The organism is Amycolatopsis roodepoortensis (genome assembly GCF_014873915.1).
In the GTDB taxonomy this organism is placed as follows: domain Bacteria; phylum Actinomycetota; class Actinomycetes; order Mycobacteriales; family Pseudonocardiaceae; genus Amycolatopsis; species Amycolatopsis roodepoortensis.
Genome location: NZ_JADBEJ010000005.1, coordinates 2,708,181 through 2,730,611, shown reverse-complemented (window position 1 = coordinate 2,730,611; position 22,431 = coordinate 2,708,181). Strand labels below are relative to the sequence as shown.

Here is a 22,431-nt window from a genome sequence, read left to right as displayed (position 1 = left end):
TATCGCCGAACCGCTGGCGACCACGCTCAGGCGCCGGCCCCAACGCATGGAGGATGGGTGTATCTACAGCGGGTGGCTGTGCGCGGGTTCCGAGCTGCCGGCGACGAGGAGATCGTCTGCGAGTTTCCCGGACGCTTCTCGCTGTTGGTCGGGGCGAATAACGCTGGCAAGAGCACGGTGGCGGACGCGTTGTACCTGGCGCACCCGCACAGCTTCCCGCAGATCTCTCGACCCACTGTCGCCACCCTCGCCACCGCCCCGCCCCGCCAGATCGACATCTCGTACGCATTCAGCGCCGAGGCGGACGAGGGCCCGGTCGGGCAGATGTTGCAGAACCTCGCGATGCCGGCACCGACTTGGACCCGTCAGCTCGAACGGAACCTTGGCCGCGTCCGCGCGAAGACCGTTGGTTCGGAACCTGAAGAGTTCGACGCGCTGCGGCTCATCTACCTGCCGGCGTACCGCAACCCGCTCGACGAGTTGGCCCGCCGGGAGGCGCAGGTCCTGATCGAGTTGTTCCGCGCGGAGCAACAAGCCCGCAGCGGCCATCGAAACTTGGCTGACCTCCGCTCCCGCGCGAGGAGACTGCTCGATGCCCTCACTAAGACCGGCCTCATCGAGGCCGTCGAGCAGCGCGTCCGCGGTCACCTCACCGCGCTGTCGTCCGGAGTCAGCCACCAGTTCGCATTCGTCGGGGGGCAGGTTGTCGACGACGCGTACCTCGCCAGGGTGCTGGAGTTGCTCCTGGGCGCTATCGACGACCGAGCTTTCGCCCAGCGACTCGAAGTATCTGGCCTGGGATATGTCAACCTGCTGCACATCGCCGTCACCCTCGCCGCCATTCCGGACATGACCAAGTCCGCCGAGGCTCCAGAGGGAGGGGACGCGGGAGCTGACGAGGACGGAGCCGATGCGGGCGCTCAGGAAGGAGCAGATGAACTCACTGAAGCAGAACGGGACGCCCAACGCGAAGCTGAGGCGGAATCGCGAGAAGACGCGTTCTTCCCTGATCGGTTTCACGTCACGGTCGTTATCGAGGAGCCCGAGGCGCACCTGCACCCGCAACTGCAACACGGCCTGACCCGGTACCTGCGGCAAATCACCTCCGCACGGCCGGAGCTTCAGACGATCATCAGCAGTCACGCAGGCGACATCATCTCGGCGTGCAAGCCGGATGAACTGGTCGTGCTGCGGCGGCTGCAGGACGGACGACGCGCCTCGCGCGTCATGGCCACCATGCCCATTCACGACAAGAAGCGAACCTTGCGGATGGCACGGCTGCACCTTGACACGACCCGGTCGTCCGCGCTCTTCGCGGAGCGCATGATCATCACCGAAGGCGTCACCGAGGGGGCGGTACTACGGCAGTTCGGCCGCTTCTGGGCCGGACCCGACGACCTCAAGCGCCGGTTCATCGAGGCGCTCACGATCACCGTGATGGGCTGCAAGCCAGGCCGCTGGCCAGTCGACCTTCTGGCGGCACCTGGGCACGAGATTGCCAGCCGCATCGCCATATTCACCGACACCGATAAGCGGCCTCCCGAGACCTTCACCCAACCCCAATGGCTCAGCAAAAGCGATCCCCAGAACGTGCAGGGCTTCTACAACCAGCCGACGCTCGAACCAGCCTTCACCCCCGGCAACGAGGAAGCCGTGCGCGAAGCCCTGACACAGATCAGCGTCACGCCACCTGAACCCTTCACTCCCGACGCCATCGACACCCTTTTCGCCACCACAGGCAAGAAGCGCAAGGCCGAGTTCGCGCTCGCCTTCGCAGACGAACTCATGCGCCGCAGCGAAGACGGCGAACATGTCACGGTGCCTGAACACGTGGCAAAGATGTTCGATTTCCTCTACGCCGCCGCAAAGGACGACGATGCCGACCCGATCGCCGCTGACCTCTGAACAGCGCGCCGCCGCGACGACCACGGCGAACCGCGCGTTCATCGTGGCAGCACCAGGATCAGGGAAAACCACCGTTGCCGCAGAGCGATTTGGCGTGATCCGGTACGACACTCCCACCGATCTTCGCAGGATCCTGGCGCTCAGCTTCACCAGATCGGCGCGCGGTGAACTCGCTGCTCGAATCCGTCGCCGCTGGGGTAGCGGAGCGCTCTCCTGGCCCCACCAAGCCCTCACGCTCGACACACTGCACTGCGAAATCCTGGCGTTTCTCCTGCGACGGCAGGTCATCTCCTGGATGGGCGACCATACGGAACTAACCGTTCTGGACACGTGGAGAGGGCAGACCGGGGCCCGCTGGATGTCGAAAGAGATGGACTACCGGCGGATCGCCGTGCTGCACGGGACCACGGTCGGATCGCATGGCGTCAAGATCACGAGGCCCGACTACAACATCGGCGCCAAGAGACACTTCGAGGAGCACCTGGCGGCTGGACGATGTACGCACACCGAAGTGCGTCAGATCATCGCCGCTGTTCTTCGACGCGCCGAACTGCGCATGGAGGTAGCCAAGTACCTTACCGCTACCACGAAAGCGATCATCGTCGACGAGGTGTTCGATGCAAACGAGCTCGATCTCGAACTCGTTCGTCTCGCGGCGTCCGCCAGAATCAGTACCACTGTGATCGGTGATCCTTGGCAGGCGCTGTACGACTTCCGTGGTGCCCGTCCAGAGCTCGTTCCCCAACTTGTGGAACACGAGGGGTTCGAATCTTTCCCCGTCTCGGCGTCTTTCCGCTTCGAGACACCGGCGATGATCGGCATCGCCGAGTTGGCGCGAGCACACCGACCGATCGCTCTCGACGTGACCAACGACGCCACCGAATGCAACGTAGTTCTCGCGCACAGGTGGGACAACCTCTGGACAGGCCCCGACTGCATCCTGCCTTTGTCATTCGGCCGATTGGACAACCAAACTGATGCCGCGATCGCGCTTCTGCTGGACCGGCTCGTGCAGGGACACTTCGGACACGCTGCAATCTACGCCGACGAAGCAGCAGCGCTGCTCGGTCTTGAGCCAGACATAGTCCGCGCTGAAGGAGCCCTCCTTGGAGCAGTACTTGAAACACTCCGACCGGCAACCACGCAAGCGGCTACGGCAGCGATCACAGCACTCAGGGCGGTACTTCGCCTACTTGGAAGCCCTCGCCAACTCCGTCGCATGCCAGAAGCCGGGGAGGCTGTCCAACTAGACCGGCTACTCGCCTTGGCACGCCGCATGAACCAGCCACATGTGGTCGCCGGAATGACAGTGCACCAAGCAAAGGGACGTGAATGGCCAGTTGTCGGCCTGCGACTCGCTGATGTCGAGGTGGCCAGGCTGACGGCAGGGCTGAAACAGGAACGTTTTGACGATCGCGTCCTGTACGTTGCTCTAACCCGTGCTGCAAAGAAAGTCGTCCGCTGCTGACGAGCACCGATTCTTCTGCTACAAGCGCGAATCGACCGTGGGCCGCGAGGCCGCCAGATAGTCATCCCCGTTCCAGCGGTAGTTGCTGACCTGGACCGGCTCGCCGAACGTCGGGGCGTGCACCATCTTCCCTGCACCGATGTACAGGCCGACGTGGTGGACGTTGCCGGTTGTGCCGTAGAAGACCAGGTCGCCGGGAAGCAGCGGTTGGCCGGCGGGCACCAGTGGACCCGCGTTGTACTGAGTCTGCGCGGTACGAGGCAGGTTGATGCCGGCGGCGTTGTAGGCAGCTTTGGTGAGGCCAGAGCAGTCGAAGCCGGCATGGCCGCCGGCTGGTCCGTTGCCACCCCATACGTAGGGCAGGCCGAGTTGGCCGCAGGCGAAGTTGATTGCCATGATCGCGGCGGGGTTGGGTGCCTGGATCTTGTTGCAGTCGCCGGTTCCGACGGTGGCGGTGCCGTACCGTTTTGCCTGAGCCAGAACGCCGTTGACGTACTCCTCGTCATGGTTGTAGGCGAAGAGCGCCTTGCGGATGTCTTTCTGTGCGCCGGAATCGCACAGGTAAAACGCGGCGGCGTAGATGGCGTCGTGCGGGTTGTAGCGGGAGGGCGGGTTCGAGCCACCGGGCGGGATCGTGTGGCGTGCAATCACACCGTCGAAGGTGGGCTTGAGGAACTGCATGGGGCCGCCGGCCCCCATGTAGTTCTCGCCTTCCGTGATGCCGTCGCCGGATCCGCGGCCGTGCTTGGATTCGGCGTCGCCGATCGCGGCGAGGATCGTCCAGTCCAGCCCTGGGCACACGGAGGCTGCGGCTCGGTAGAGCGACAGGTAGTCGTTGGGGATCTCGGCGACCGCGGCCTGGCTCGGCTCGGTGCCACCGGTACCGAACAGCGCACTGACGATGGCTTTGCCGACACCCCCGATGAGGATGGGGATAGCGATGATGGCCGCGACAGCGGCAACGGCGATCTTCATGGAGTCACCTTCCGGAAGTGGCTGGTGGGTAGGGGTGGTGGGTGCGGGTCCGGCGCGGCCAGGTCCGCGGGCGCCTGCTGCGCTTGAGCCGATGTCGAGGACTGGACAGCGGTGGGCGGTGCGACGTGGGGCCAGAACCGCGCGAGCTCGACGAGCCGCAGTCGACCCGGCCGTCGCGACGCCGGACCGGAGATCGGCAACCACCGCGCGACGGCGGGGTTGTCCTCGCCAGCCACGCCAGCGACATCTGCGGCGCTGGTGGCTACGGGCACGAGCGCTGGCCGGTCCAACTGGGACAGGGCGTCGGCGAGCGCCGTGAGCACGTTGGTCTCGCGGCGGTTGGTGGGCAGCCACACCAGGACGGGTGTGGTGATTCCTGTTGCGATGGCGAGCTTTTCGTAACCGTGGAGCTTGCGGGCGAGCTTGCCGAGGTCCTCGGTGCCGAAGTCGAATTCGAGGAAGAACTCGATCTGGTGGCCGTCTTCGCGCCAACGGCCGTAGGCGTCGGGGCGGACCATGTCGCCGAAGAGCCGGCCGCAGCGAAGCTCGGACCACCACGCGGTCAGGCGGCCGCGGGCACCTGGCCGTCGGCTGAGTGCAACGAGGCTGGTGAAAACGCCGTTGACGCCCACGGTGTGTGCGAGGCGCAGGGAGTGGGCGATGCCGATGGCGTCTTCGTGGCGGTAGCCCAGTTGCTTGGGGTCGAGACCATCCTCGTAGGCGAGGGCGACCGAGCCGGCGATGTCGAGCACGTAGTGCATCGGTGCGGTGCCGGAGCTGACGAACGGCTGAAAGCGGTCGACGACGCGCCACTTGAACAGGTTGAGCAGGCGGTGGTTGGCCGCGCGCATGGTCGGGTAGCAGAGTTCGACGATCTGCTGGGTGGTGAAGACCTTGTGCTCGTGCAGCATCCGAGCAAGCCAGCGGTCCCGGAGGGTGAGCCGTCCGGCGAGCTGGGCGTGGTGCTCCCCGGTGGTGGCCGCCCGTGGCGTGGGGCGTTGGGGCATGTGCCCGCGCAATGCCCTCTGAGGCGTGGGATTCGAAATCATGGGTCGGCACCTCCCAGTCGTTGGGCCGGAATGGGGGAAGGTGAAGGCAACGCATGCGGGATCACCGGAGCGGAACGGGCGCGATAGGTGAGCCCACATGCGTTGCGGGAGAACAAGGCCCGACAGGTCAGACCGCGCGGCGGGGGTCTACAGTGGGCTGACCGGGGCGGCCCGTTGCGTTGTCGGCGTTGGTGACGGGCGGGCGGGTATTGACCCTGGCTGCTTTGCGGATTGCCTTGGCGCGTCCGGGAATCGCGGGCGGGAGCTTCTCGGTAACCGCGGTGAACGGCGGCGCTTCCTCGCCGCCCAGGACTAGCCGAGCGGCGACGTGGTACACGCCGAGATTGGACAGGTCGTGATCGCTCAGCCGCGGCATGGTGTGCCGGGCCAGCCGCTTGGCGTCCTCGGGCGAGGCGTTGAAGAAGATCTTGCTGCGCGCGTTGGTGCTGACGCCCTCTTCGAGCTCCTTCGGTAGCTGTCCGAGGTACTGGTGTGCCAACGCCATGGAGAGTCGGTAGCCGCGGGCCTCGGCGAGCATGTCCTCCAATGGATAGGCCAGGTTCAGGAAGTTGTGGCACTCGTCCACGTACAGCCCGCAGTCGCGGCGTTGGCGCTGCGGGACGCGAGCTCGGCGAGTCGCGGCCTGCCAGGTGCGGGCCACGACGATGGAACCGACCAGCCGCGCGGTTTCCATCCCTAGCGCGTCGCGAGCGATGCGCACCAGGCAGATCCCACCGGTGTTGAGCACCTCATCCATGTCCATAGTGGACGTTCCACCGGCGATGGCGGCGCGGACGAACGGGCGCAGCAGGAAGCCGCGGATTTTGTTCATCAGCGGCGCGATCACTTGTGCGCGGCTGGCTTCGGACAGGTCGTCGTACCAGGACCAGAAGCCCTTGAGGACCTCGTCATCGATCTGGTCGCAGGCCCGTTGCCGGAACGCCGGCACGGTCAACAGCTTGGGCAGGTCGACCAGCGTCGGGGTACCGGGCATCGCGGTCAGGGTGAGCAGCCCGGCGCGCAGGATGTCGTCGGTGCGCGGCCCCCACGACGAGGCGTAGATCCGGGAGAAGATCGAGACCAGGTTGTCGACCGCGCGGGCCTTATCCGCTCCCTCCAACGGGTTGAGCACCGGCGGGCGGGCGCGGGAGTCGGCGTCGAACAGCACGACCTTCTCGCCGAGCTCCTCGGGCAGGCGCATCAGGATGTCCGACACGAGGTCGCCCTTCGGATCGACCACGACGACACCTCGGCCGGCCTCGGCGTCGGCCAGGATCATCCGGGCCATCAGCTCCGACTTGCCGCTACCGGTGGCGCCGAGGATGTGCAGGTGGTGGCGGGCGTCGGCGACGTGCAGGCCGACCGGGCGGGAGTGCCCGGAGTCCGACAGCCCCAGGGGCTTGATCTGCTCCCCGGCCGTGGCGATACCCGGCGGGGGCGGCACGGCCTTCGCGCCGGCCCGCTGCAGGCCGGGGGTGGACTCGTCGATCGGCAGGTGCGCGATTGCGGCCAGCTCGAGGATCGAGAGCAGGTCGCCCTTGCCCAGGCGGCGTTCGGCCAGCACGGCGACCGGATCTCGACGGATCCGAACCCGGCGGTAGTAGTTGTGCTCGGAGTAGGCGGCGAACGCCGAGGCGATCGCGTGCCCGCGACCCCGCAGCACCTCCCGCACCGCCTGAACCTCGCCCGACGTGGCGTCCTCGGGCACGGTGGTGGCCACGGCGTAGCAAATACGGGTCTCGAATTGGTTCGCCCGCAGCTTCTCGACCACAGCACGGTCCTGGGCGGCGTACTCCAGGCTGGTCTGCCGATCCAGGCCCGGCGTCCGCGTGCTGGTCGACGACTTCGGGGTCTTGCCCGGCGTGATGACGTCGAGCAGCCGGCCGACCAGATGAACCGACCCGCCCGCGTGCACCCGCCGGGCGGCGCGGCGGGCTTTGGTCACTCGGTGGCCGGCGACCGGGCGGGCGAGGATCTGCACGCATGCCCGGTCGTGCGGGCCGAGCCCGACCGGTGCGCCGAGCATCGCGCGAATCGGGTCGGCCGGGTGCTCGGTGCGGATCGGCAGTGCTTCCGAGCGCGCCAGCCGCAGCTCGCCACCGACCGCCTCGACCCGCCGACCCGCTGCCGTCGTGGTCGGGATCGGGGGCTTGGCGGGGGTGGTGCGGGTGTGCGCGCCGGGCCAGGCGGCCTCGATCGCGCGCTCGACCATGCCGGGCGGCACCAGGCCCGGCACCCACAGCCGGATCTGCACGCCGTCGTCGGTGAATGTCAGCTCGAAGCTCAGGTGCGGCTGCCCGCCGAAGCGACGCCGCCACCCCGGCCGCAGCAATCCGACGAGGTTGGACCACACCGTGATCGCCCCGGACGGGTCGACCGTCGGCGGCGCGAGCACGGTGATCAGGCGAGCATCGATCATCAGGCGCTGGTGGTAGCGGCGGCGCCACCGACGGCGCGCGACGACCGCGGCGGTGACAGCGACCGCGAGCACCGGCCCGACGATCGGGCCCCAGGTCAGGGCGAGGTCGCGCAGGTGCGCCAGCACGTTCTGGAACGCGCCGAGCGGGTCACGCAGGTAGTCGCCGACCGGTGAGGCGAGCACGTCCGCGGTCTGCTCAATATGCGGTGGGATGAGGGCGGACAGGGGTGTGGCGGTGATTGGCCAGGACATCGGGGACCTCCCCACGCAAAGCGGTCGACGGGACGGATGCGAGCTGCGGTCAAGCCGCCCACGGCTGGTCAGCCGGCTCGGCCGTGGGCTGCTGGCTGTGGTCGGGGCGGGTGTTGTCGACGACGAGCCGCAGGTGCCGGCGGCCTCGGCGGGCGGCGCGGTCGGCGTCGACCTCGGCTTGCCACGCGGAGAACCGGCGCCCGGCCAGCCGCTTGAGGTAGGCGGGAATGCGGTTGGCCGGCACCCCGACCAGCCGCGGGCCCAGGACCGCGAGCAGGTCGCTGGCTTCCTGCGAGGCCCAGCCCGCCTCGGCGATCGCAGGCTCGTCGGGAAACACATCTGCGATCCGGTCGACGGCGGGATTCAACGCGGCATCCTGTGTCCCGCCATACGAGTAGACCCACAGAAAATTCGGCGGCGGGCCAGGCTCGACGAGCGTCCGGAATCGGGACACCTCTTTGGTGTAGGCGTAGAAATTCGTGTCGGGTCGAGTCCGGCAAATATCCAGCCATGCCTGAAGGTAGGCGTCGGAGAAGAAATCGCCGCTGTCGTGAATTCTGATCCAGGCGCCCCGGAACTTGGCCGCGCCGAGTTCCGCGACCATGGCGGCCTGCCAGCCGGCCAGGTCGTCCAGGACGTACATCAGGTTCGCCTGGTGCTTGGCGCGGACGACCGGCCAGGTGTAGGTGCCGTGCCGGGCGTAGCACGCCTGCGCGCAGATTCCGGCCGACGGACAGGTGTTGTAAGTGCGACCGTCAGCCAAGCGGCCGGCCCAGGCCGGCAGCGACCAGTTCCACACGCCAATCTGGCGCATCTCGCTGTTTTGCGTGAGCAGCCGCGTGGGCCGGTTAACGGTGGCGGAAATGGGCAATGACGTAGACATGGGTATCCCCTGGGTGCGATTCGGTGTATACGGATTGATTCCTGCGATTAGGCGGCGTCGAGTTCGATCTGCGACGCGTTGCCATCGTCGAACGAGTCCGCGATTCCCGCGGTGTCGTCCGCGCCGAGTTCGACGAAGGAGTTCTCGATTCCCGACGAGGTGTCGGAATACCCGGCGATTTCGGCGGGGTCAGTCGTGACCAATTGATGCTCGACCGGTGAGGCGATGGACTGGAATGCCACGCGCTGCGTCCCGGTCGACAGGAGGCCCTGGCCACGGTCCGCGGAGAGCAGGAACTGGCGCTCACCCATAGACAGGTCGAAGGTGCGGGTGATCTCGTCGATCGCCTGGGAGGCTTGCCGCAGCAGGATCTGCGTCGCGGCGTTGGCCACCACTGCCTTACCCAGATCCGAGCCCAGGACGTCCGCGGTGTCCTGGGTGGCCACCGTGAGACCGGCCCACTGTTTCCGGGACGCCTTAGCCATCCGGAACAAGAACTCCGCGCCCGCGGGCTCCTTCATCAACAGCCACGCCTCGTCGACCACGACCAGCCTGGGCTTGCGGATGGCCGGGTTAGAGACCTGCCGCCACACCGCGTCGAGCGTCAGCAACGTGCCGATCGGCTTGAGCTCGTCGGCGAGATCCCGCAGCGAGAACACCACCAGGTGTCCCTCCGGACGGGTCGACGTCGGGCCGGAGAACAGCCCCGAGAACGCGCCGGTGACATACGGGTGCAGCCGCGCCGCGAGTTCCACCCCGGCGGGGTCACCGGTCCCGGCGAGGACCTCGGCGAGGTCGGCCAGCAGCGGCGCCGGGCGGGTCCAGGTCCGCGGATCCGAGGTGATCCCCACGCGCTGGTAGGTCGCGGTGATAGCCCGGTCCAGTGCCGCACGTTCGGTCGCTTCGAGCTCACTGCCCAGCAGCACCGAGATCACCGTGTGCAGGAACAACGACCGGCGGATCAGCGCGTTGCGCGGTGCAGTGCGGCGCCCGTCCGGGCGGGTGTGGATCGGCAAGTCCATCGGGTTCAACCGGACCTGCTCGGCACCGAGGTGCACATACGTTCCGCCGACCGCGGCGGCCAGCCGGGCGTACTCGTCCTCCGGGTCGATGACGTGGATCTCGATCCCGCGATACAACGACCGCAACAACTCCAGCTTCACCAGGTAGCTCTTGCCCGCGCCGGAGCGGCCGAGGATCACCGAGTTGTGGTTGTCCAGGGCGAACCGGTCATGGTGGACCAACCCCTGGCTTCCGACGTTGAAGCCGTAGAGCACGCCGCTCGGTGCGCCGACCGAGGTCGGGTCGGGCGGTGGCAGGTCCGGTGAGGTGAACGGGAACGCCGCAGACAGCGCGCTGGTGTCGAACGTGCGGCGCATGCCGACGAGGTCCAGACCCATGGGCAGGCTGGTGATCCAGCCCTGCATGCTGCGGTACGTGGTCGGTTTGCAGTCCAGCAGCAGCGACGCCGCCAACGACCGGATCGCGGCGACCTCGTCGCTGAGGGCCTCCTCGGTGGGAGCGTGCACGGTCAGGTACAGCCCGAGCCGGTAAAGCTTGCCCTCGCCACGGGCGACCCGTGCGGACAAGTCGTAGGCATCCTCGGTGGCGGCTTCGACGTGCGGGTCGACCAGCCGGCCCTTCTCACTGGTGTGCCGGCGACCGCTTTCGAGCTTCGACAGCTGCTTCTTGAGACGGTTGGCCGCGGTGACCGGGTCGATCGGCTCGATGTGCAGCGAGACGTCGACCCGTCCGGGGTAAGTCAGCAGCGGCTGAAGCCACCCGTTGTGCACTTCGCGCGGGTAGCCGACGACGGCGAAGCTCGCGACCCATTCGCCACCGACTTCCAGCGCACGAGGACGGACGGAGATGGCGTCCGGAGTGAACGCGCTGGCCCGCCCGAGCGGCGGCTGCACGCTCTGGGCCTTCCGGCCGCGGCGCTTGTCCTTGGTCTTCATCAGCGGTACCTCCCCGCGGAGTTGACGTAGTCGTCGGGGTCCTCGGCGGTGTCGTCGAAGCCGTCATCCCAGGCGTCCTCGGCCTCGCCGAACTCGTCGTCGGTGGGGAACGCGGCGCGGCCGAACGCGCCTGCGTCCCAGCCGTCGTCCGGGGCGGTGGTGATGACCTCGTCCGAGGCGGCGAGACCGGAGTTCGGCGGGATCACGCTGTCGGGGTTGCAGGCCGCGGCGAGCACCGCGGTGGCCTGTCCGGCGTCCAGCGGGGTGACCACGATCCCCGAGGGGGACAGCAGCTCGACCGCCTCGCTGAGCCGGCGGACCAGCCGGGCTTCGGCGGCCCGCCGGGTGGCGTCGTCGACCAGGGCGGCCTGCTTGGCGGCCCTGCGTTTCGCGGTCAACGCGGCCAGTGGCGAGGCGCTGCCGAGTCCGTCGGTCGGGCCCGTGGTGAGCAGCGGTTCGCGCAGGATCAGCAGCACTTGGCGGCGCAGCAGGTCGGTGGCGCGGCCGAGTTGGTCGAGGTACTCGGCGTGCTCGCGCGCCGCCTGTTCCAGCGCCGGGTGCGGCAGGCCGCCGGCCTGTTCGCGGAGCTCGGCGATCTGCCCGGACAGGTCCAGTCGTTCCGCGCGGATGAGCACCTGCACGGGTGCGGTCAGCGAGTGCAGATACCGCCCGAAGGAGGCGACGAGGGACTCCTGCTCGCCCGGGGTGCGCAGCCCGAAGTTGATCGTCGAGCAGACCGCGACGACGGCGACCCCGTCCTTGCAGAGGTCGATGACGCCGGTATCGGTGACCGCTTCGGCGGGCAGCCGCAGCGCGGCCGGCGAGACCGTCGACGCCGCGGCGTCCCCGCCGTCCTTCCCCTGGGCGCGGCTCTTGCTGCTGGTATTCGTGACCTGTCTGCCCAGCCACTCGGGGGCCGGGCGGATGCCTTCCGGCGCGGCCACTCGGTGCTGCGGGCTCATCCGCTGCCGCAGCGCCGCCAGCACCAACCGGTCGAGGGTGATGCCGTCGCGCTGGCCGAGCGCGAGGAACGCGGCGGTCACCCCGATCGGGATGGCGACGATGAGGAACGCCACCAGCGGCACGAACTCGCGGGTGATCGTGTACGTCCCGTACAGCACAATCCCAGTGATGGCGAGGATGAGCAGCTGCCGCGCCGTCAGCGGACCGATCACCCGGTCCTCGCGATCGACGTCGGCAGGAATCCGGACGGGCTGACTCATTTCCCTTCACCTCTTGGAGCGGGTTTCGGCGTGCGGAACAGCGCCGGCGGAACGGACTGGGTGCGCCGGTAGGCGTCGCCGATGCGCGGCTCGGGCTGTGCCTGCCGGAACACCGGCGCGGCAGGCGCGGACGCCGACGTGGGTGGCGACGACGGCTGCGGTGCCGGCGGCGTGGCGGGTCGGAACTGCAACTGCGGGGGCACAGACGCGGTGCGGATCGGGCGGGCCGGCGGCGGGGTGGCGCCGCGTCGACGCGGCCCACCGGCTGCTTGGAACTGGGGCGCCGATCCCGGCCGCTGCCCTCGCCGCGGCGGTGAGATCGGCGTGGCGGGCCTGGGTGCGGAACTGAACTCAGGAGGCATGGCTGGTCCCTGGTTTGCCGGGGTGACGGCGGGGTCGTGGGTGGTGTCTTGGGGTGAGGGCTGCAGGAACTGCGGCGTCTGCGAGGGCAGCCGCGACCGGCGGGCCGCGCGGACGCGCTCGGCGTCCTGGGCCGCCTTGAGCCGCTTGTTGACCATCTCCGGGGTGGGCGCAAGGCGCGCCTGAGCAGGCCACGGCGAATTTGCCGACCCGCCACCGCGACCCCCACCACCTCCGCCGCCGCTCTTCGCCCCGACCGCGCCGCCGACCTTGCCCAGTGCGCCGGTCTTCCCGGCGACCATGCCGAAGGTCTTCGCCGCGATGTAGGCCTTCGCCAGCCCTCCGAGGAACGACCGGCCAGAGCTGACTTTGGCGGCCGATAACAACCAGAACGGGATCTTGAACAGGATGAAGAACAAGGCGATCGCGGCGACCAGCGTGCCGAGCGCGGACAGCGTCGAGCCGAACAGATGCACGCCGCCGGACAGGAACGTGCGCACTGCGGTGATCAGCACCAGCGCTTGAGCGACCTGGATCGCCAGCGTCGCGGTGATCGCCTTCCACCACCAGCGGGCCAGCGGGTCGGTGTGCGGCAGGGCGTGGAACATCAGGAACAAGGGGCCCGAGATGATCAAGACGAGGGTGATGACGATCCGGACCACGTAGACGACCAGCAGGCCCAGGCCCACCACGACGAGCACCAGGCCGACCAGGATGATGAACAGTCCGCCGGTCTGGATGCCGGCGACGGCGTCCTTGAGGGTGTTGCCCAGCGAGGGCGCGTTGACCCCGTCGCCGAGGATGCCCAGGGTCAGGCCGTTGGCCAGTCGGATGAGCTTGTCGGCGAAAAACAAGCTCAATGCCGAGGCCATGAACGCGATCGGGATCCGGGGCCCGATCTCCTTGATCGAGTAGCGCGCCTGGACGCTCTCGTGGCCCATCACGACGATGCCGCCGAGGAGGATGAGCAGGCCGTAGGCAGCGACCACGAGCTCCCACGAGTTGTTCCAGAGTTCGCCGATGCCGGGTAGGTCGCTGATCGTCGGTGTGGACAGCGCGGTGTGCCCGATCAGTTCCAGGATCGGCGAGAGCGCAGCTTCGACGATGCTGCGGAACGCCGAGTTGATGGCCTCGGTGATGCAGGCACCGATGTCGGTGATCCCGCAGTCCGAGTCGCTGACACCGTTGCCGCTGCCGGGCTGCTGCGGGCCACTTGTCGGTGGCGGCGTGGTCGGCTGCGGGATGCAGTCCTCACCCGTGCACGGCGTGCTTGGCGGCGCCGTCGATGGGCTGGGCGCGCTCGGCATTGGGAGTGTGGGCTGTGTCGGTGTGGGAGGCGGGGCACAGGGGATCGGCCGCGGCTCAGGCCCCAAGCAAGGATCCGGGTTCGGTGTGGTCGGCTGCGCCGAGGCGCTGACCGCGAGGACCCCGACCAGGAGCACGACGACGCTCAGCGCCAGCATCCAGCCCGCGTACCAGCGCCAGTGCCGACCAGCCGGCGGCCGGTCGGCGCTGGCGTCGGAGACCGGGGAGAGCATCGCTCGGTCCCCGTCGATTCGTCCGGCGGCAGCGGTCGCGACCGGTCCGCCGGACCGGCGGTACGGGCGAACCGTGGGCGGGGTGCCGGCCATCGGTCAGGCCCCCACGATCCCTTTGAGGATCTCCACGACCAGCGGCGCGAGCGCTGCCAGGCCGTAGCCCCACCCGGCGGACTTGAAGGCGGTCTTGGCCTTCTCGACCTCGCCGGGGTCGCCACCGCCCATCACGTATCGGACACCGCCGATGGACAGGAACACCGTGGCCAAGCCGGCCAAGATGCCCATGATCCAGTTGCGGACGTTGTTCAGGACCGTGGTCACCGAATCTGCCAGAGCGACGACCATCGTGTCGGCGTGCGCCGCCGACGCCGACGCCAGCAGCGCGAGGACCGCCAGCTCGACAATCAACGCCACGTGCGACCAGCGGCGGGGACGGACCGGAACCCAGGCCTCCGGCCTAGTGACCGGAGCACTGGTCGGCTCGCTGCCGGTGATCTCGGCCGGCGTGCTCGACGCTGGGGCCTCGGCCGGCGGCTGCGGAGTGCCATCGAGGCGGGCGCTGCGCGGTCCGCTCGCGGCGGGGAAGAATCGATCGATCAGGCGCATTGGGGCACCTCCGAAGGTCGGGCTGAGCGCGGGGATGTCCCGCAGCCCTGAACTCCGGATTTCGCATCCGTTTTGGACACGCGACCCTGAATTTTCTGCCCCGACTCGACCTCACTAACCGACACGGACAGTGACGACCGCGGCAAGTCGCGGGCCGGTGCGACCGGTCGCGCCAGGGCCACTGCGGTGGCTACCTGGTCGGTCAACGGGTCGGTCGGATCGGTCTCGGCGACGCCCTCGCGCAGGTACGCGGCGAGCCGGAGCTCGGCGCGTTTGCGCGCCTTGTAGACCGCCCACTCGCCGGTCTGGTGCCGCGCAGCCCAGTCCGCGACGGGCACCTCTTCCAACCGAGTCGCACCAATCAGCGCGGCCTCGGTCTGAGTCAGGACTCCGTCCGCGACCGCGCGGGCAAGGACCAGATCCGGGTGACCCCACGGCGCGTGCGGCGGGGTGGATCGGAACCCTGGCGCGACCGGAGTCGGACCCGCCAGCGCCTCGGCGAGCGCGTAGTAGCCGGACCGGTAGGCGGCCCACCGCAGCCGCAGCATGATTCGCGGCGGACGCAGATCGATGGTCGACAACGCGGTCAGGAAGCCGCGCAGAACCTCGGCGTGCACGTCGGCCGGATCGTTGGCGAACCGGTTGGTCAAGGTCGCCGCGACAGAAGTCAGCGCGGGCAGTGCGACCCCGACCGCGGCGATCGTCCAGGTCGCTCCTTCAGTACGGGAGCGCAGCACCAGATGCGCCCACACCGCGTCCCGCGTCGCCTGCGGGCACCGGCGCGCCAGCAGTCGGTCGCGGACCTCGTCCAGCGCAATGTGCCGGTCCGGCAGACCGGGAAAGAGCCGGCCGTTCAGCGATATCGGGTGCGGCCCGGTCACTAGCCAGGTAAACGTGTCCCGCGCGATATCCAATGAGTTCGGGACGGCCTCGTCGCCAGCGCGACGGAAAACGGATTGTGCTGCCATGTCGTGACTCCCACGGCGTCGATGTGAACAACAACGACGTCAGGAAGCCACGACCGATACCACGGAAATACCACATCATTACTAGGCGCCAACTAGCGAACCGCGCCGAGGCTACTAGCGAACTACTATTTCATCCCACGAACACCATGAAGCAAGATCAACAAAGCGCCCTCGTGGCCCGCGTAACCCGATCGACGCTAGTAGCCGACGAACTGCAGTTATAGTTGGTCACTAGTACGACGCTAGTAGCCGAACTGCGCCCGGATACAGTCGGCACTCAAGCTCAACCTGGCACCGCCGAAAAATCTTGAAAAATCTGACCACAGAGTGGCCCAGAAGACGGTGGGCGCCGACCTGGGTCGACGGAACGAGCGGCTCAGCGTCGAGGCTTTGGCAGAACTGTTCGAATCACGCCAAGTCGCCATTAACATGCACCTTTGCCATCTCAAATAAGTTTGGCGAGGCGTGTCCAAAACGGGGTCGAAATACAGAGTTAAGGGGCGTCAGAACGCACAGCCCCACCTCGTCGGAGGAGACCCGCGATGACCCCGACACACGGCAACGGCTCCCCAGGAGACGGCTCCCAGGAGCACGGCCCGACCGACCCCCCGACCGTCCCGATCCCGCTACCGCAGAGGCGGCGAACACCACGCCTACGCACCCTGCGCCTCACGCTGCACCATCCTCGTCCCGCCCAGCCGAGCACCGTCTGGCCGTGCGCTCAAGACGAACTCCGTGAGGGCACCGGGCTGCTCGCCAACTGGTTGCTGACTGCGGTCATCAAGATCGTCACCACCTACACCCAGCCCGGCCAGCGAATGCTCCTGCTTGCCCCCGCGCCCTACCTCGCGCCGCCCGCATCGTGGTCACCAACGGCGGGCCGTAACCAGTCCCGGCCCGGCCCGTACGCCGGACTACACGAAGCGGGCTGGACCGTGGTACGACTCGGCCGCAGCATCCGGACTCAGACGGCCGTCGCGCACCCCAACCTGGCCGGCGAACACTCCGGCGACGCGTCGGCCGAGGCCGAGTCCGGACCCCGACCCCGCACCGCCAGTCCGACCACCGACCAGCCCGCCGAGCCGTGGGCACACCGTCGTCCCGGACCGCACTCGACCGCGACCGGCGTCGGTCCGGACCGCTACGACCTCGTCATCACCACGGCCGAACCGCGCACCCTCGACGGGGTCCGTCCGGCCGACTGGGCCGGTCTGCTCACCCCGACCGGCACCCTTGCCGTCATCACACACGGTGAGCGAGCCCGTGGTCGGCTCACCGACCCCGCAAGCTCGCTCGTGCGCGCCGCGCACCATGCCGGACTGCGCTATATCGATCGCATCGCCCTGCTGCGCGTGCCCGTCCGCGACGGCGCACTCGCCGTCGCGACCCCGGCCACGCACTCCCGTTCCCAGGCTCCGGCACGACCGCTCGCGACGCCCGCTCGGCACATCCAGGTGCACGACGACCTCTTCGTGTTCACCCGCCAGCCGGCCCCGACCGACACCGCCGACGGGGAGGAGACCTCCAATGGCTGACCGTCCCACGTCGCCCTGGCCACTCCCCCTGCCACCGGGGGAGGAGCCCTCAATGCCGTCCCTATCGGTCTGGCCGACCGGGCAGCGCGACACTCTCGCGCAGCTGCGCGACACCGGCTGTGTGCCCGGCACCGAGACCGACACCGAGCGGATTCCACCCGCCGTCGCCGCCCATGCGATCGCCACCTACACCCGTCCCGGCGACCTCGTTCTCGACCCGGATTGCGGGGCCGGCACCGTGCTGACCGAGGCGCTGCGCGCCGACCGTCGCGCGCTCGGACTGACCGCCCGCACCCAGTGGTGGACGCTCGCTCGCGCCAACGTCACCGCCGCCAAGACCACAGGCGCGTGGCGCGACGGCTCGGTCCTCGACGCCCGCCCCAAGGTGCTCGCGACCATCCGGGCCGCAGGGTTGATCGGACGAGTCGGACTCATCCTGACCAGCTTGCGCACCGCGCCTGACCGCGCGACCGGTCCGGGCCGCGACCCGGTCGAGTCCGCCCTCGCCGACCTTGCCACAACACTGCTCTACTGCGAGCCGCTGCTGCGATCCGGCGGACACGTCGCCGTCGTCGCGCGGCCCCTCCGGTGTCCGGACGGCTCGCTGGTCGACCTGGCCACACCGGTGCTCGCCGCCGGAACTTCGGCCGGGCTGGCACCGGTCGAGCGGTGCATCGCACTGACCGCCGGACTGCGCGGCAGCCGGCTGGTCACCCGCGCTTCGCTTGCCGAACGCCGCGCTGCCGCCCGAGCACTCGCTGCCGGCGCGCCGACCGCGCTCTCCGCGCACCACGAAGTGCTTGTCTTCCAGCTCGCCCACGACGCCGAACTCGCCGCCGCCGCGGCAGTCGGCATCCCGTGGCCGACCGAGGACGAGGTGATCCGGCCCGCCGTCAACCGCGTCACCTACCCCGGCTGGGGACGAGCAGCATGACGACGCGCCTGTACTGCCGTGAATGCGGCTGGCATCCCGAGTTCCGCGGCAAGCGCGCTGCACTTCGCGCCGCCGCCCGCCACCAGTGCACCGGCACACCTGTGCCCGAGACGCGTCCACCCTGGTGGTCCCACCTGTGGACAAACCTGTGGACAAGGCAGTCGGATACCTCCGCCGTCGACACCGAAGCAGGTGCGGACGACCCGACCAGTAACAGCGAATTGGTCGACGCCCGCGGCAACCACATCCAGTGGGCCGCGCCCGCCGCGCACCACGCCGAGACCACCCGACGCGCCCGCCAGGCGATGGTCGAACTCGTCCGCGCCGGCTACCAGATCGGGCCCCCGCCCTACGGCTACCGCGCCCTGCGCATCCGGGTCACCGACCCCAGCGGACACAGCAAACTGCGGGCGGTCCTCGTCCCAGACTGGCAGACCGCCGCCGCCGTCAAGCAGATCTTCATCTGGCGGGCCGACCACGGCCTGACGTTCGCCGTCATCGCCGCACGACTCAACAGCGACCCGAGCCAGTACGCAGCCCCGGTGCCCAACGGGCGGTGGACCCCCAAGGCCGTCCGGCGGATCGTCACCAACGTCAAGTACACCGGCCGCCAGGTCTGGGCCCGCACCATCGCCGGCCGCCCGGCACCCATCGAGCAGTGGGTCACCTCGGCGCCAAAGGTGCACGAGCCACTCGTCGACGAGCGCACCTTCCACCGCGCCCAGCCCGGCCCCACTGAACTCCCGCCCAGTGCGACAGACCCGGCCGACTCCCCGCCGAGCGCGGCATGAACATCCGCCGGTGGACCGTCGCCGCCGTGGTCCTGTTCGCCGGGTACGCGGCGACGATCGCCGGCGCGAACTGGGCCACCTCACTCTGGCCAGCGGTCGCTATCGCGGGCCTGCACGTTCCCGCAGGCGCGTTCTTCGCCGGGCTCGCATTCACCGTCCGGGACCTCTTGCAGGACGCTGTCGGCACCCGGACAACGCTGCTCGCGATCGCCCTCGGCGCGGCGTTGTCCGGACTGGTCGCCGAGCCGCGCATCGCGCTCGCCAGCGCGGCGGCCTTCGCCGTCTCCGAACTTGTCGACCTCGCCATCTACACCCCGCTGCGCGACTGGAGTCACCTCGCCGCCGTGAGTGCGTCGAACACGGTTGGACTGCTCGTCGACAGCCTGCTGTTCCTGCCGCTGGCCTTCGGCTCGCTGACCTACCTCACCGGCCAACTCGTCGGGAAGACCACCACCACGGCCCTGGCGGTCGCTGTGCTTGCTGGTGTCCGCGCTCGCCGGAGGGCGATGCCAGCGTGAGGTTCTACCTCGGCGTCCACCAACCCATCTGGCTGACCCGCGTGCCCGACATCCCGCTGCTGGTGTCGCACCGGCGGCTCGGCCACCGCCGCACCCTGCCCCGCGCCATCACGGAATGGGCGCTCGACTCCGGCGGCTTCACAGAGCTGCAGCTTCACGGACGCTGGCAGATCGACGAGAAGGATTACGTCCAGACGGTCCGGCGCTACGCCGACGAGATCGGCAACCTCGCCTGGGCGGCGCCGCAGGACTGGATGTGCGAACAGCGCATCCTGAAACGCACCGGCTTGACGATCCGCGAGCATCAACGGCGGACCGTGCGCAACCTCGTCCGCCTGCGGGAACTCGCGCCTGAGCTCCCTTGGGTGCCGACGCTGCAAGGCTGGACTCTGTCGGACTACGAACGCTGCGCCGACTTCTACGAGCAGGCCGGGATCGATCTGGCCGCCGAGCCGCTCGTCGGGATCGGCACGGTGTGCCGGCGCCAGAGCAGCGCCGACGTGGAGCGCATCATGCGCGCCTTCGCCACGCGCGAGTTGAACCTCCACGGTTTCGGCATCAAGATCACCGGCCTCAACCGGTACGCCGAAGCTCTCGCCAGTTCGGACTCGATGTCCTGGAGCATGCGCGGTCGATACGTATCCGGATGCGGTCCGAGCCATCGCACCGAGTCGAACTGTCTGCGCTTCGCGCTCAGCTGGTATCGGCAGATCCGAACCACGCTGGGTTCGGCAGGGCTGTCTGCGGACACCGTGTCCCCGCAGGTATTGGGGAGGGCCGCGTGATGGCCGTCGCCGCGTTCGCCGCCGCGGGCTCACTGCTCGCCGCGGGACTCCGTGGTGTCCGGTTCGACGAGCGAGACATCGCGTGGAGTGTCGATTCCGAACAGCTCGTTGGGCGTGCACCGCAGCGTCGTGCACAGCGCCTGCAAGGTCGCCACTTTCACCTGGACCGGCTGCTTCTTGATCAGCACGTCAACCGACTGGAGAGACAGTTCGAACCCGGCGCGCTGGATGAGGATTTCGCGCAACTGGGTCGCGGTCCAGACGTCGCGGGAGGCCATGACCTTCCGCAGCCGCCACTCGATCTGCACCCGCTGCCGTCCCGTGTTCGTCGCTCCGAGGCGCTTCGCGCCGTCGCCAACCGACTCTCAGTGTCCCCGACGGCGACCGAAGCTGGCCGCCGCACGTTCGGCGTGTTTAGCAGACACACACCCACGAACAGATAGAACTTGAGATACACAGGCTGTACTAGATCTATTCAGGTGTTACCTTAATTGAATGGCGCATCTGTCCCCGGTTCAACAGAGAGGAGGTGCTTCGGCACCCATCACGTTCATCGCCATGCCGACGCGCCGCGGTTCGCGGTCAGCGCCGGTAGCGCTCTTCTGGACTCGCGTCGACCGCCCACCCCGAGCTGACGAGGTGACCCAGCACCAGTTCGGCAAGGCACACAGTCCTACCGAACGGCAAGAGTCCAGCACGGCCACGAGCGCCGGCCCCACACGGACGCATGCGGGGAGCAGAGGCCCGTTGGTCGTGACAGCTTTGGCGGTCCCAGCTCATTTAACGCACGTCATGGTGCGTGCCCGCATCGCCGCGAAACCCGCTTCGCGCGGATCGGCGACCGCAGGTGTCGGCAGCTGGGAGTGCCCGCTGTGTCGACGGTTCCTGTCGCCGACCAGCAGCCCCGTGAACCTCCGCCAGCCGCGGGCCTCACGGGCACGAAGGGGGCGCTCATGTGCGCTCAACCTCGCAACCCCGATCAGGCCGACAACAACTGCGCCGACGTTCCTGCTCCGGCCGACCAAGAGCAGCAGGGAAGCCCCGTCAGCGCGCCGAGCAGGCAACCCCGACGGCGCGTTGGCGCGAGCAGAGCTGTGCGCAACGTGGTGGTGCGCGGCGTTCGCCGCGATCCCCCCGACATGCGCAAGCTCGCGCGGGTGGTCGCCAGCCTCGCGGCAGACCTGGCGCAGACCGAAGCCAGCGAGCAAACGCTGCCCGCCGAGCCAGGCACCGCGGACGCCAGCCACCCCGATCACTGCCGCGACGCGGCATGACGTCGCGCGTTCGCGCTTGCGCAACGAACCCAGCGGATCGAAGCCGCTCGCCAATGACTCGAAAGGAAGGTTCACCACAATGCCGCCTGCCACTTGCGATCCCCGCAGCCGCCGAGCCGCACACCCACGGGCTCGACGGCCGGTACGCGTCGGCCTCTACCAGCGGTGGCCCACCCTCCGCGAAAGCGACCACCTGCAGACCTACGTCGCGTCCCAACCCGGTTGGCACATCGCTCTCCGCAGCAGCGACTACGCATCAGGCGGCACGCTGAAGCGTCCTGGGCTGCAACGGGTATTGGCGGCAGCCCGATCCGGAGTCATCGACGTGCTCGTCGTCAACCACCTGTACAGCCTTTCCCGCAAGACACAGCACCTCGCCTTCGTGCTCGACGAGTTAACGTCCCGAGGCGTGCGGGTCGTCTCGGCCACTGATCCCGCCCTCGACACGGAGACCGCGCACGGCCTCTTCCACGTACGCGTGTTGAGTGCCGTCGCGGAGATCGAGCAGACCGGCGCACTCGCAGATCGTCGCGACCGGCGTCGCCACGACCAGCAATCCGCCGACGAATCGCCGCTCGCCGGCTAACTGCAAATCCCGCCGGAGCCCACTGCGCCGACCAAAACATCCCCATCCAGACCGACTCATAACGAGGTGTCATGACCACCGCCTACGCCAACTCGGACAACGAACTCCAGCCGTCGGATGCCCCTGCGCCCACCACCCGCGCGGTGATCTACACGCGCGTGGCCTCGCCCGGACGGGCCGAGACCGACCACAGCGTCACGGCCCAGCGTGAGGCATGTCTGCGCAAGGCGCGGGAACTGGGTTTCTCGCTCATCGACGAGTACGTCGACCCAAACGCTCGACTCTGGCGACGGCCGAAACGCCAGCTGTTCCGACGCATGCTCGCGCGGTTCCGCAGCCGTTGAGAAACAGCAACCCGGCCACGAATTCGCCGCTCGCCGGGAGCGCGCGATCCAGCCGCCCGG

The 22,431-nt window shown here is 68.6% G+C and carries 20 protein-coding genes; 10 read left to right on the top strand and 10 right to left on the bottom strand.

Annotated features, from left to right (window positions below):
* Positions 1-57 precede the first annotated feature (57 nt).
* On the top strand, positions 58-1,905 hold the full coding sequence (locus H4W30_RS44600; RefSeq protein ID WP_076153525.1) for an ATP-dependent nuclease: 1,848 nt from the start codon (positions 58-60) through the stop codon (positions 1,903-1,905).
* Positions 1,877-3,373, top strand: coding sequence for a UvrD-helicase domain-containing protein (locus tag H4W30_RS32125; protein WP_076153523.1), 1,497 nt, complete (start codon positions 1,877-1,879; stop codon positions 3,371-3,373). The genes H4W30_RS44600 and H4W30_RS32125 overlap by 29 nt, the downstream gene beginning before the upstream one ends.
* Before the next feature lie 18 nt (positions 3,374-3,391).
* Here the strand turns inward: H4W30_RS32125 and H4W30_RS32120 are convergent, their stop codons facing one another.
* The 9 genes from H4W30_RS32120 to H4W30_RS32080 form a co-directional block, all read right to left on the bottom strand.
* Positions 3,392-4,348, bottom strand: a complete 957-nt coding sequence (locus H4W30_RS32120; protein ID WP_043830815.1) for a C40 family peptidase — start codon at positions 4,346-4,348, stop codon at positions 3,392-3,394.
* Positions 4,345-5,397: a replication-relaxation family protein gene (locus H4W30_RS32115; RefSeq protein ID WP_043830813.1), complete on the bottom strand. Its 1,053-nt coding sequence runs from the start codon at positions 5,395-5,397 to the stop codon at positions 4,345-4,347. The genes H4W30_RS32120 and H4W30_RS32115 overlap by 4 nt, the downstream gene beginning before the upstream one ends.
* A 127-nt stretch (positions 5,398-5,524) precedes the next feature.
* Positions 5,525-8,068: a helicase HerA domain-containing protein gene (locus tag H4W30_RS32110; RefSeq protein WP_106961254.1), complete on the bottom strand. Its 2,544-nt coding sequence runs from the start codon at positions 8,066-8,068 to the stop codon at positions 5,525-5,527.
* A 49-nt stretch (positions 8,069-8,117) separates the two neighbouring features.
* A complete protein-coding gene (locus H4W30_RS32105) occupies positions 8,118-8,951 on the bottom strand; it encodes a GP88 family protein (protein ID WP_043830811.1) in 834 nt (277 codons plus the stop codon).
* Positions 8,952-8,998: 47 nt separating this feature from the next.
* Entirely contained in the window at positions 8,999-10,909 is a 1,911-nt protein-coding gene (locus tag H4W30_RS32100; protein WP_043830809.1) for a VirB4 family type IV secretion system protein, read from the bottom strand.
* Positions 10,909-12,132, bottom strand: a complete 1,224-nt coding sequence (locus H4W30_RS32095; RefSeq protein WP_043830806.1) for a PrgI family protein — start codon at positions 12,130-12,132, stop codon at positions 10,909-10,911. Before H4W30_RS32095 ends, H4W30_RS32100 begins: the two co-directional genes overlap by 1 nt.
* Entirely contained in the window at positions 12,129-14,123 is a 1,995-nt protein-coding gene (locus H4W30_RS32090) for a hypothetical protein (RefSeq protein ID WP_043830804.1), read from the bottom strand. The genes H4W30_RS32095 and H4W30_RS32090 overlap by 4 nt, the downstream gene beginning before the upstream one ends.
* Positions 14,124-14,126: 3 nt before the next feature.
* Positions 14,127-14,375, bottom strand: a complete 249-nt coding sequence (locus H4W30_RS32085) for a pilin (protein WP_225950548.1) — start codon at positions 14,373-14,375, stop codon at positions 14,127-14,129.
* 251 nt (positions 14,376-14,626) lie between these two features.
* The gene (locus tag H4W30_RS32080) at positions 14,627-15,604 is read right to left on the bottom strand and encodes a hypothetical protein (protein WP_043830802.1); all 978 of its coding nucleotides are present in this window, start codon (positions 15,602-15,604) and stop codon (positions 14,627-14,629) included.
* A gap of 542 nt (positions 15,605-16,146) precedes the next feature.
* On the opposite strand from H4W30_RS32080, the gene H4W30_RS32075 reads away from it, so the two are divergent.
* From H4W30_RS32075 to H4W30_RS32055, 5 genes are read left to right on the top strand one after another with little or no spacing between them, the layout of a single operon-like run.
* Complete coding sequence (locus H4W30_RS32075; RefSeq protein WP_072029967.1) at positions 16,147-17,139, top strand: hypothetical protein; 993 nt, start codon at positions 16,147-16,149, stop codon at positions 17,137-17,139.
* A 52-nt stretch (positions 17,140-17,191) separates the two neighbouring features.
* The gene (locus H4W30_RS32070) at positions 17,192-18,073 is read left to right on the top strand and encodes a DNA methyltransferase (protein ID WP_051171987.1); all 882 of its coding nucleotides are present in this window, start codon (positions 17,192-17,194) and stop codon (positions 18,071-18,073) included.
* Complete coding sequence (locus H4W30_RS32065; protein ID WP_081684792.1) at positions 18,070-18,864, top strand: recombinase family protein; 795 nt, start codon at positions 18,070-18,072, stop codon at positions 18,862-18,864. The genes H4W30_RS32070 and H4W30_RS32065 overlap by 4 nt, the downstream gene beginning before the upstream one ends.
* The gene (locus tag H4W30_RS32060) at positions 18,861-19,382 is read left to right on the top strand and encodes a VUT family protein (RefSeq protein WP_043830797.1); all 522 of its coding nucleotides are present in this window, start codon (positions 18,861-18,863) and stop codon (positions 19,380-19,382) included. Before H4W30_RS32065 ends, H4W30_RS32060 begins: the two co-directional genes overlap by 4 nt.
* Complete coding sequence (locus H4W30_RS32055; protein ID WP_043830795.1) at positions 19,379-20,167, top strand: deazapurine DNA modification protein DpdA family protein; 789 nt, start codon at positions 19,379-19,381, stop codon at positions 20,165-20,167. The genes H4W30_RS32060 and H4W30_RS32055 overlap by 4 nt, the downstream gene beginning before the upstream one ends.
* Before the next feature lie 29 nt (positions 20,168-20,196).
* Here the strand turns inward: H4W30_RS32055 and H4W30_RS32050 are convergent, their stop codons facing one another.
* Positions 20,197-20,475 carry a helix-turn-helix domain-containing protein gene (locus H4W30_RS32050; protein WP_043830792.1) on the bottom strand — a complete coding sequence of 93 codons (279 nt, stop codon included), beginning with the start codon at positions 20,473-20,475 and terminating at the stop codon, positions 20,197-20,199.
* A gap of 786 nt (positions 20,476-21,261) precedes the next feature.
* Between H4W30_RS32050 and H4W30_RS32045 the strand changes: the two genes are divergently transcribed.
* The 3 genes from H4W30_RS32045 to H4W30_RS32035 all read left to right on the top strand — a co-directional run bounded on the left by H4W30_RS32045 (position 21,262) and on the right by H4W30_RS32035 (position 22,371).
* Positions 21,262-21,441, top strand: coding sequence for a hypothetical protein (locus H4W30_RS32045; RefSeq protein ID WP_043830790.1), 180 nt, complete (start codon positions 21,262-21,264; stop codon positions 21,439-21,441).
* Positions 21,442-21,520: 79 nt separating this feature from the next.
* Positions 21,521-22,027, top strand: a complete 507-nt coding sequence (locus H4W30_RS32040) for a recombinase family protein (RefSeq protein ID WP_076153521.1) — start codon at positions 21,521-21,523, stop codon at positions 22,025-22,027.
* A 71-nt stretch (positions 22,028-22,098) separates the two neighbouring features.
* Entirely contained in the window at positions 22,099-22,371 is a 273-nt protein-coding gene (locus tag H4W30_RS32035; protein WP_043830785.1) for a recombinase family protein, read from the top strand.
* Positions 22,372-22,431 lie beyond the last annotated feature (60 nt).

Coding starts and splice junctions, on each gene's coding strand:
- H4W30_RS32125 (WP_076153523.1), top strand. CDS start 1,877: ATGCCGACCCGATCGCCGCTGACCTCTGAACAGCGCGCCGCCGCGACG.
- H4W30_RS32120 (WP_043830815.1), bottom strand. CDS start 4,348: ATGAAGATCGCCGTTGCCGCTGTCGCGGCCATCATCGCTATCCCCATC.
- H4W30_RS32115 (WP_043830813.1), bottom strand. CDS start 5,397: ATGATTTCGAATCCCACGCCTCAGAGGGCATTGCGCGGGCACATGCCC.
- H4W30_RS32110 (WP_106961254.1), bottom strand. CDS start 8,068: ATGTCCTGGCCAATCACCGCCACACCCCTGTCCGCCCTCATCCCACCG.
- H4W30_RS32105 (WP_043830811.1), bottom strand. CDS start 8,951: ATGTCTACGTCATTGCCCATTTCCGCCACCGTTAACCGGCCCACGCGG.
- H4W30_RS32100 (WP_043830809.1), bottom strand. CDS start 10,909: ATGAAGACCAAGGACAAGCGCCGCGGCCGGAAGGCCCAGAGCGTGCAG.
- H4W30_RS32095 (WP_043830806.1), bottom strand. CDS start 12,132: ATGAGTCAGCCCGTCCGGATTCCTGCCGACGTCGATCGCGAGGACCGG.
- H4W30_RS32090 (WP_043830804.1), bottom strand. CDS start 14,123: ATGGCCGGCACCCCGCCCACGGTTCGCCCGTACCGCCGGTCCGGCGGA.
- H4W30_RS32085 (WP_225950548.1), bottom strand. CDS start 14,375: ATGGTCGTCGCTCTGGCAGATTCGGTGACCACGGTCCTGAACAACGTC.
- H4W30_RS32080 (WP_043830802.1), bottom strand. CDS start 15,604: ATGGCAGCACAATCCGTTTTCCGTCGCGCTGGCGACGAGGCCGTCCCG.
- H4W30_RS32075 (WP_072029967.1), top strand. CDS start 16,147: ATGACCCCGACACACGGCAACGGCTCCCCAGGAGACGGCTCCCAGGAG.
- H4W30_RS32070 (WP_051171987.1), top strand. CDS start 17,192: ATGCCGTCCCTATCGGTCTGGCCGACCGGGCAGCGCGACACTCTCGCG.
- H4W30_RS32065 (WP_081684792.1), top strand. CDS start 18,070: ATGACGACGCGCCTGTACTGCCGTGAATGCGGCTGGCATCCCGAGTTC.
- H4W30_RS32060 (WP_043830797.1), top strand. CDS start 18,861: ATGAACATCCGCCGGTGGACCGTCGCCGCCGTGGTCCTGTTCGCCGGG.
- H4W30_RS32040 (WP_076153521.1), top strand. CDS start 21,521: ATGCCGCCTGCCACTTGCGATCCCCGCAGCCGCCGAGCCGCACACCCA.
- H4W30_RS32035 (WP_043830785.1), top strand. CDS start 22,099: ATGACCACCGCCTACGCCAACTCGGACAACGAACTCCAGCCGTCGGAT.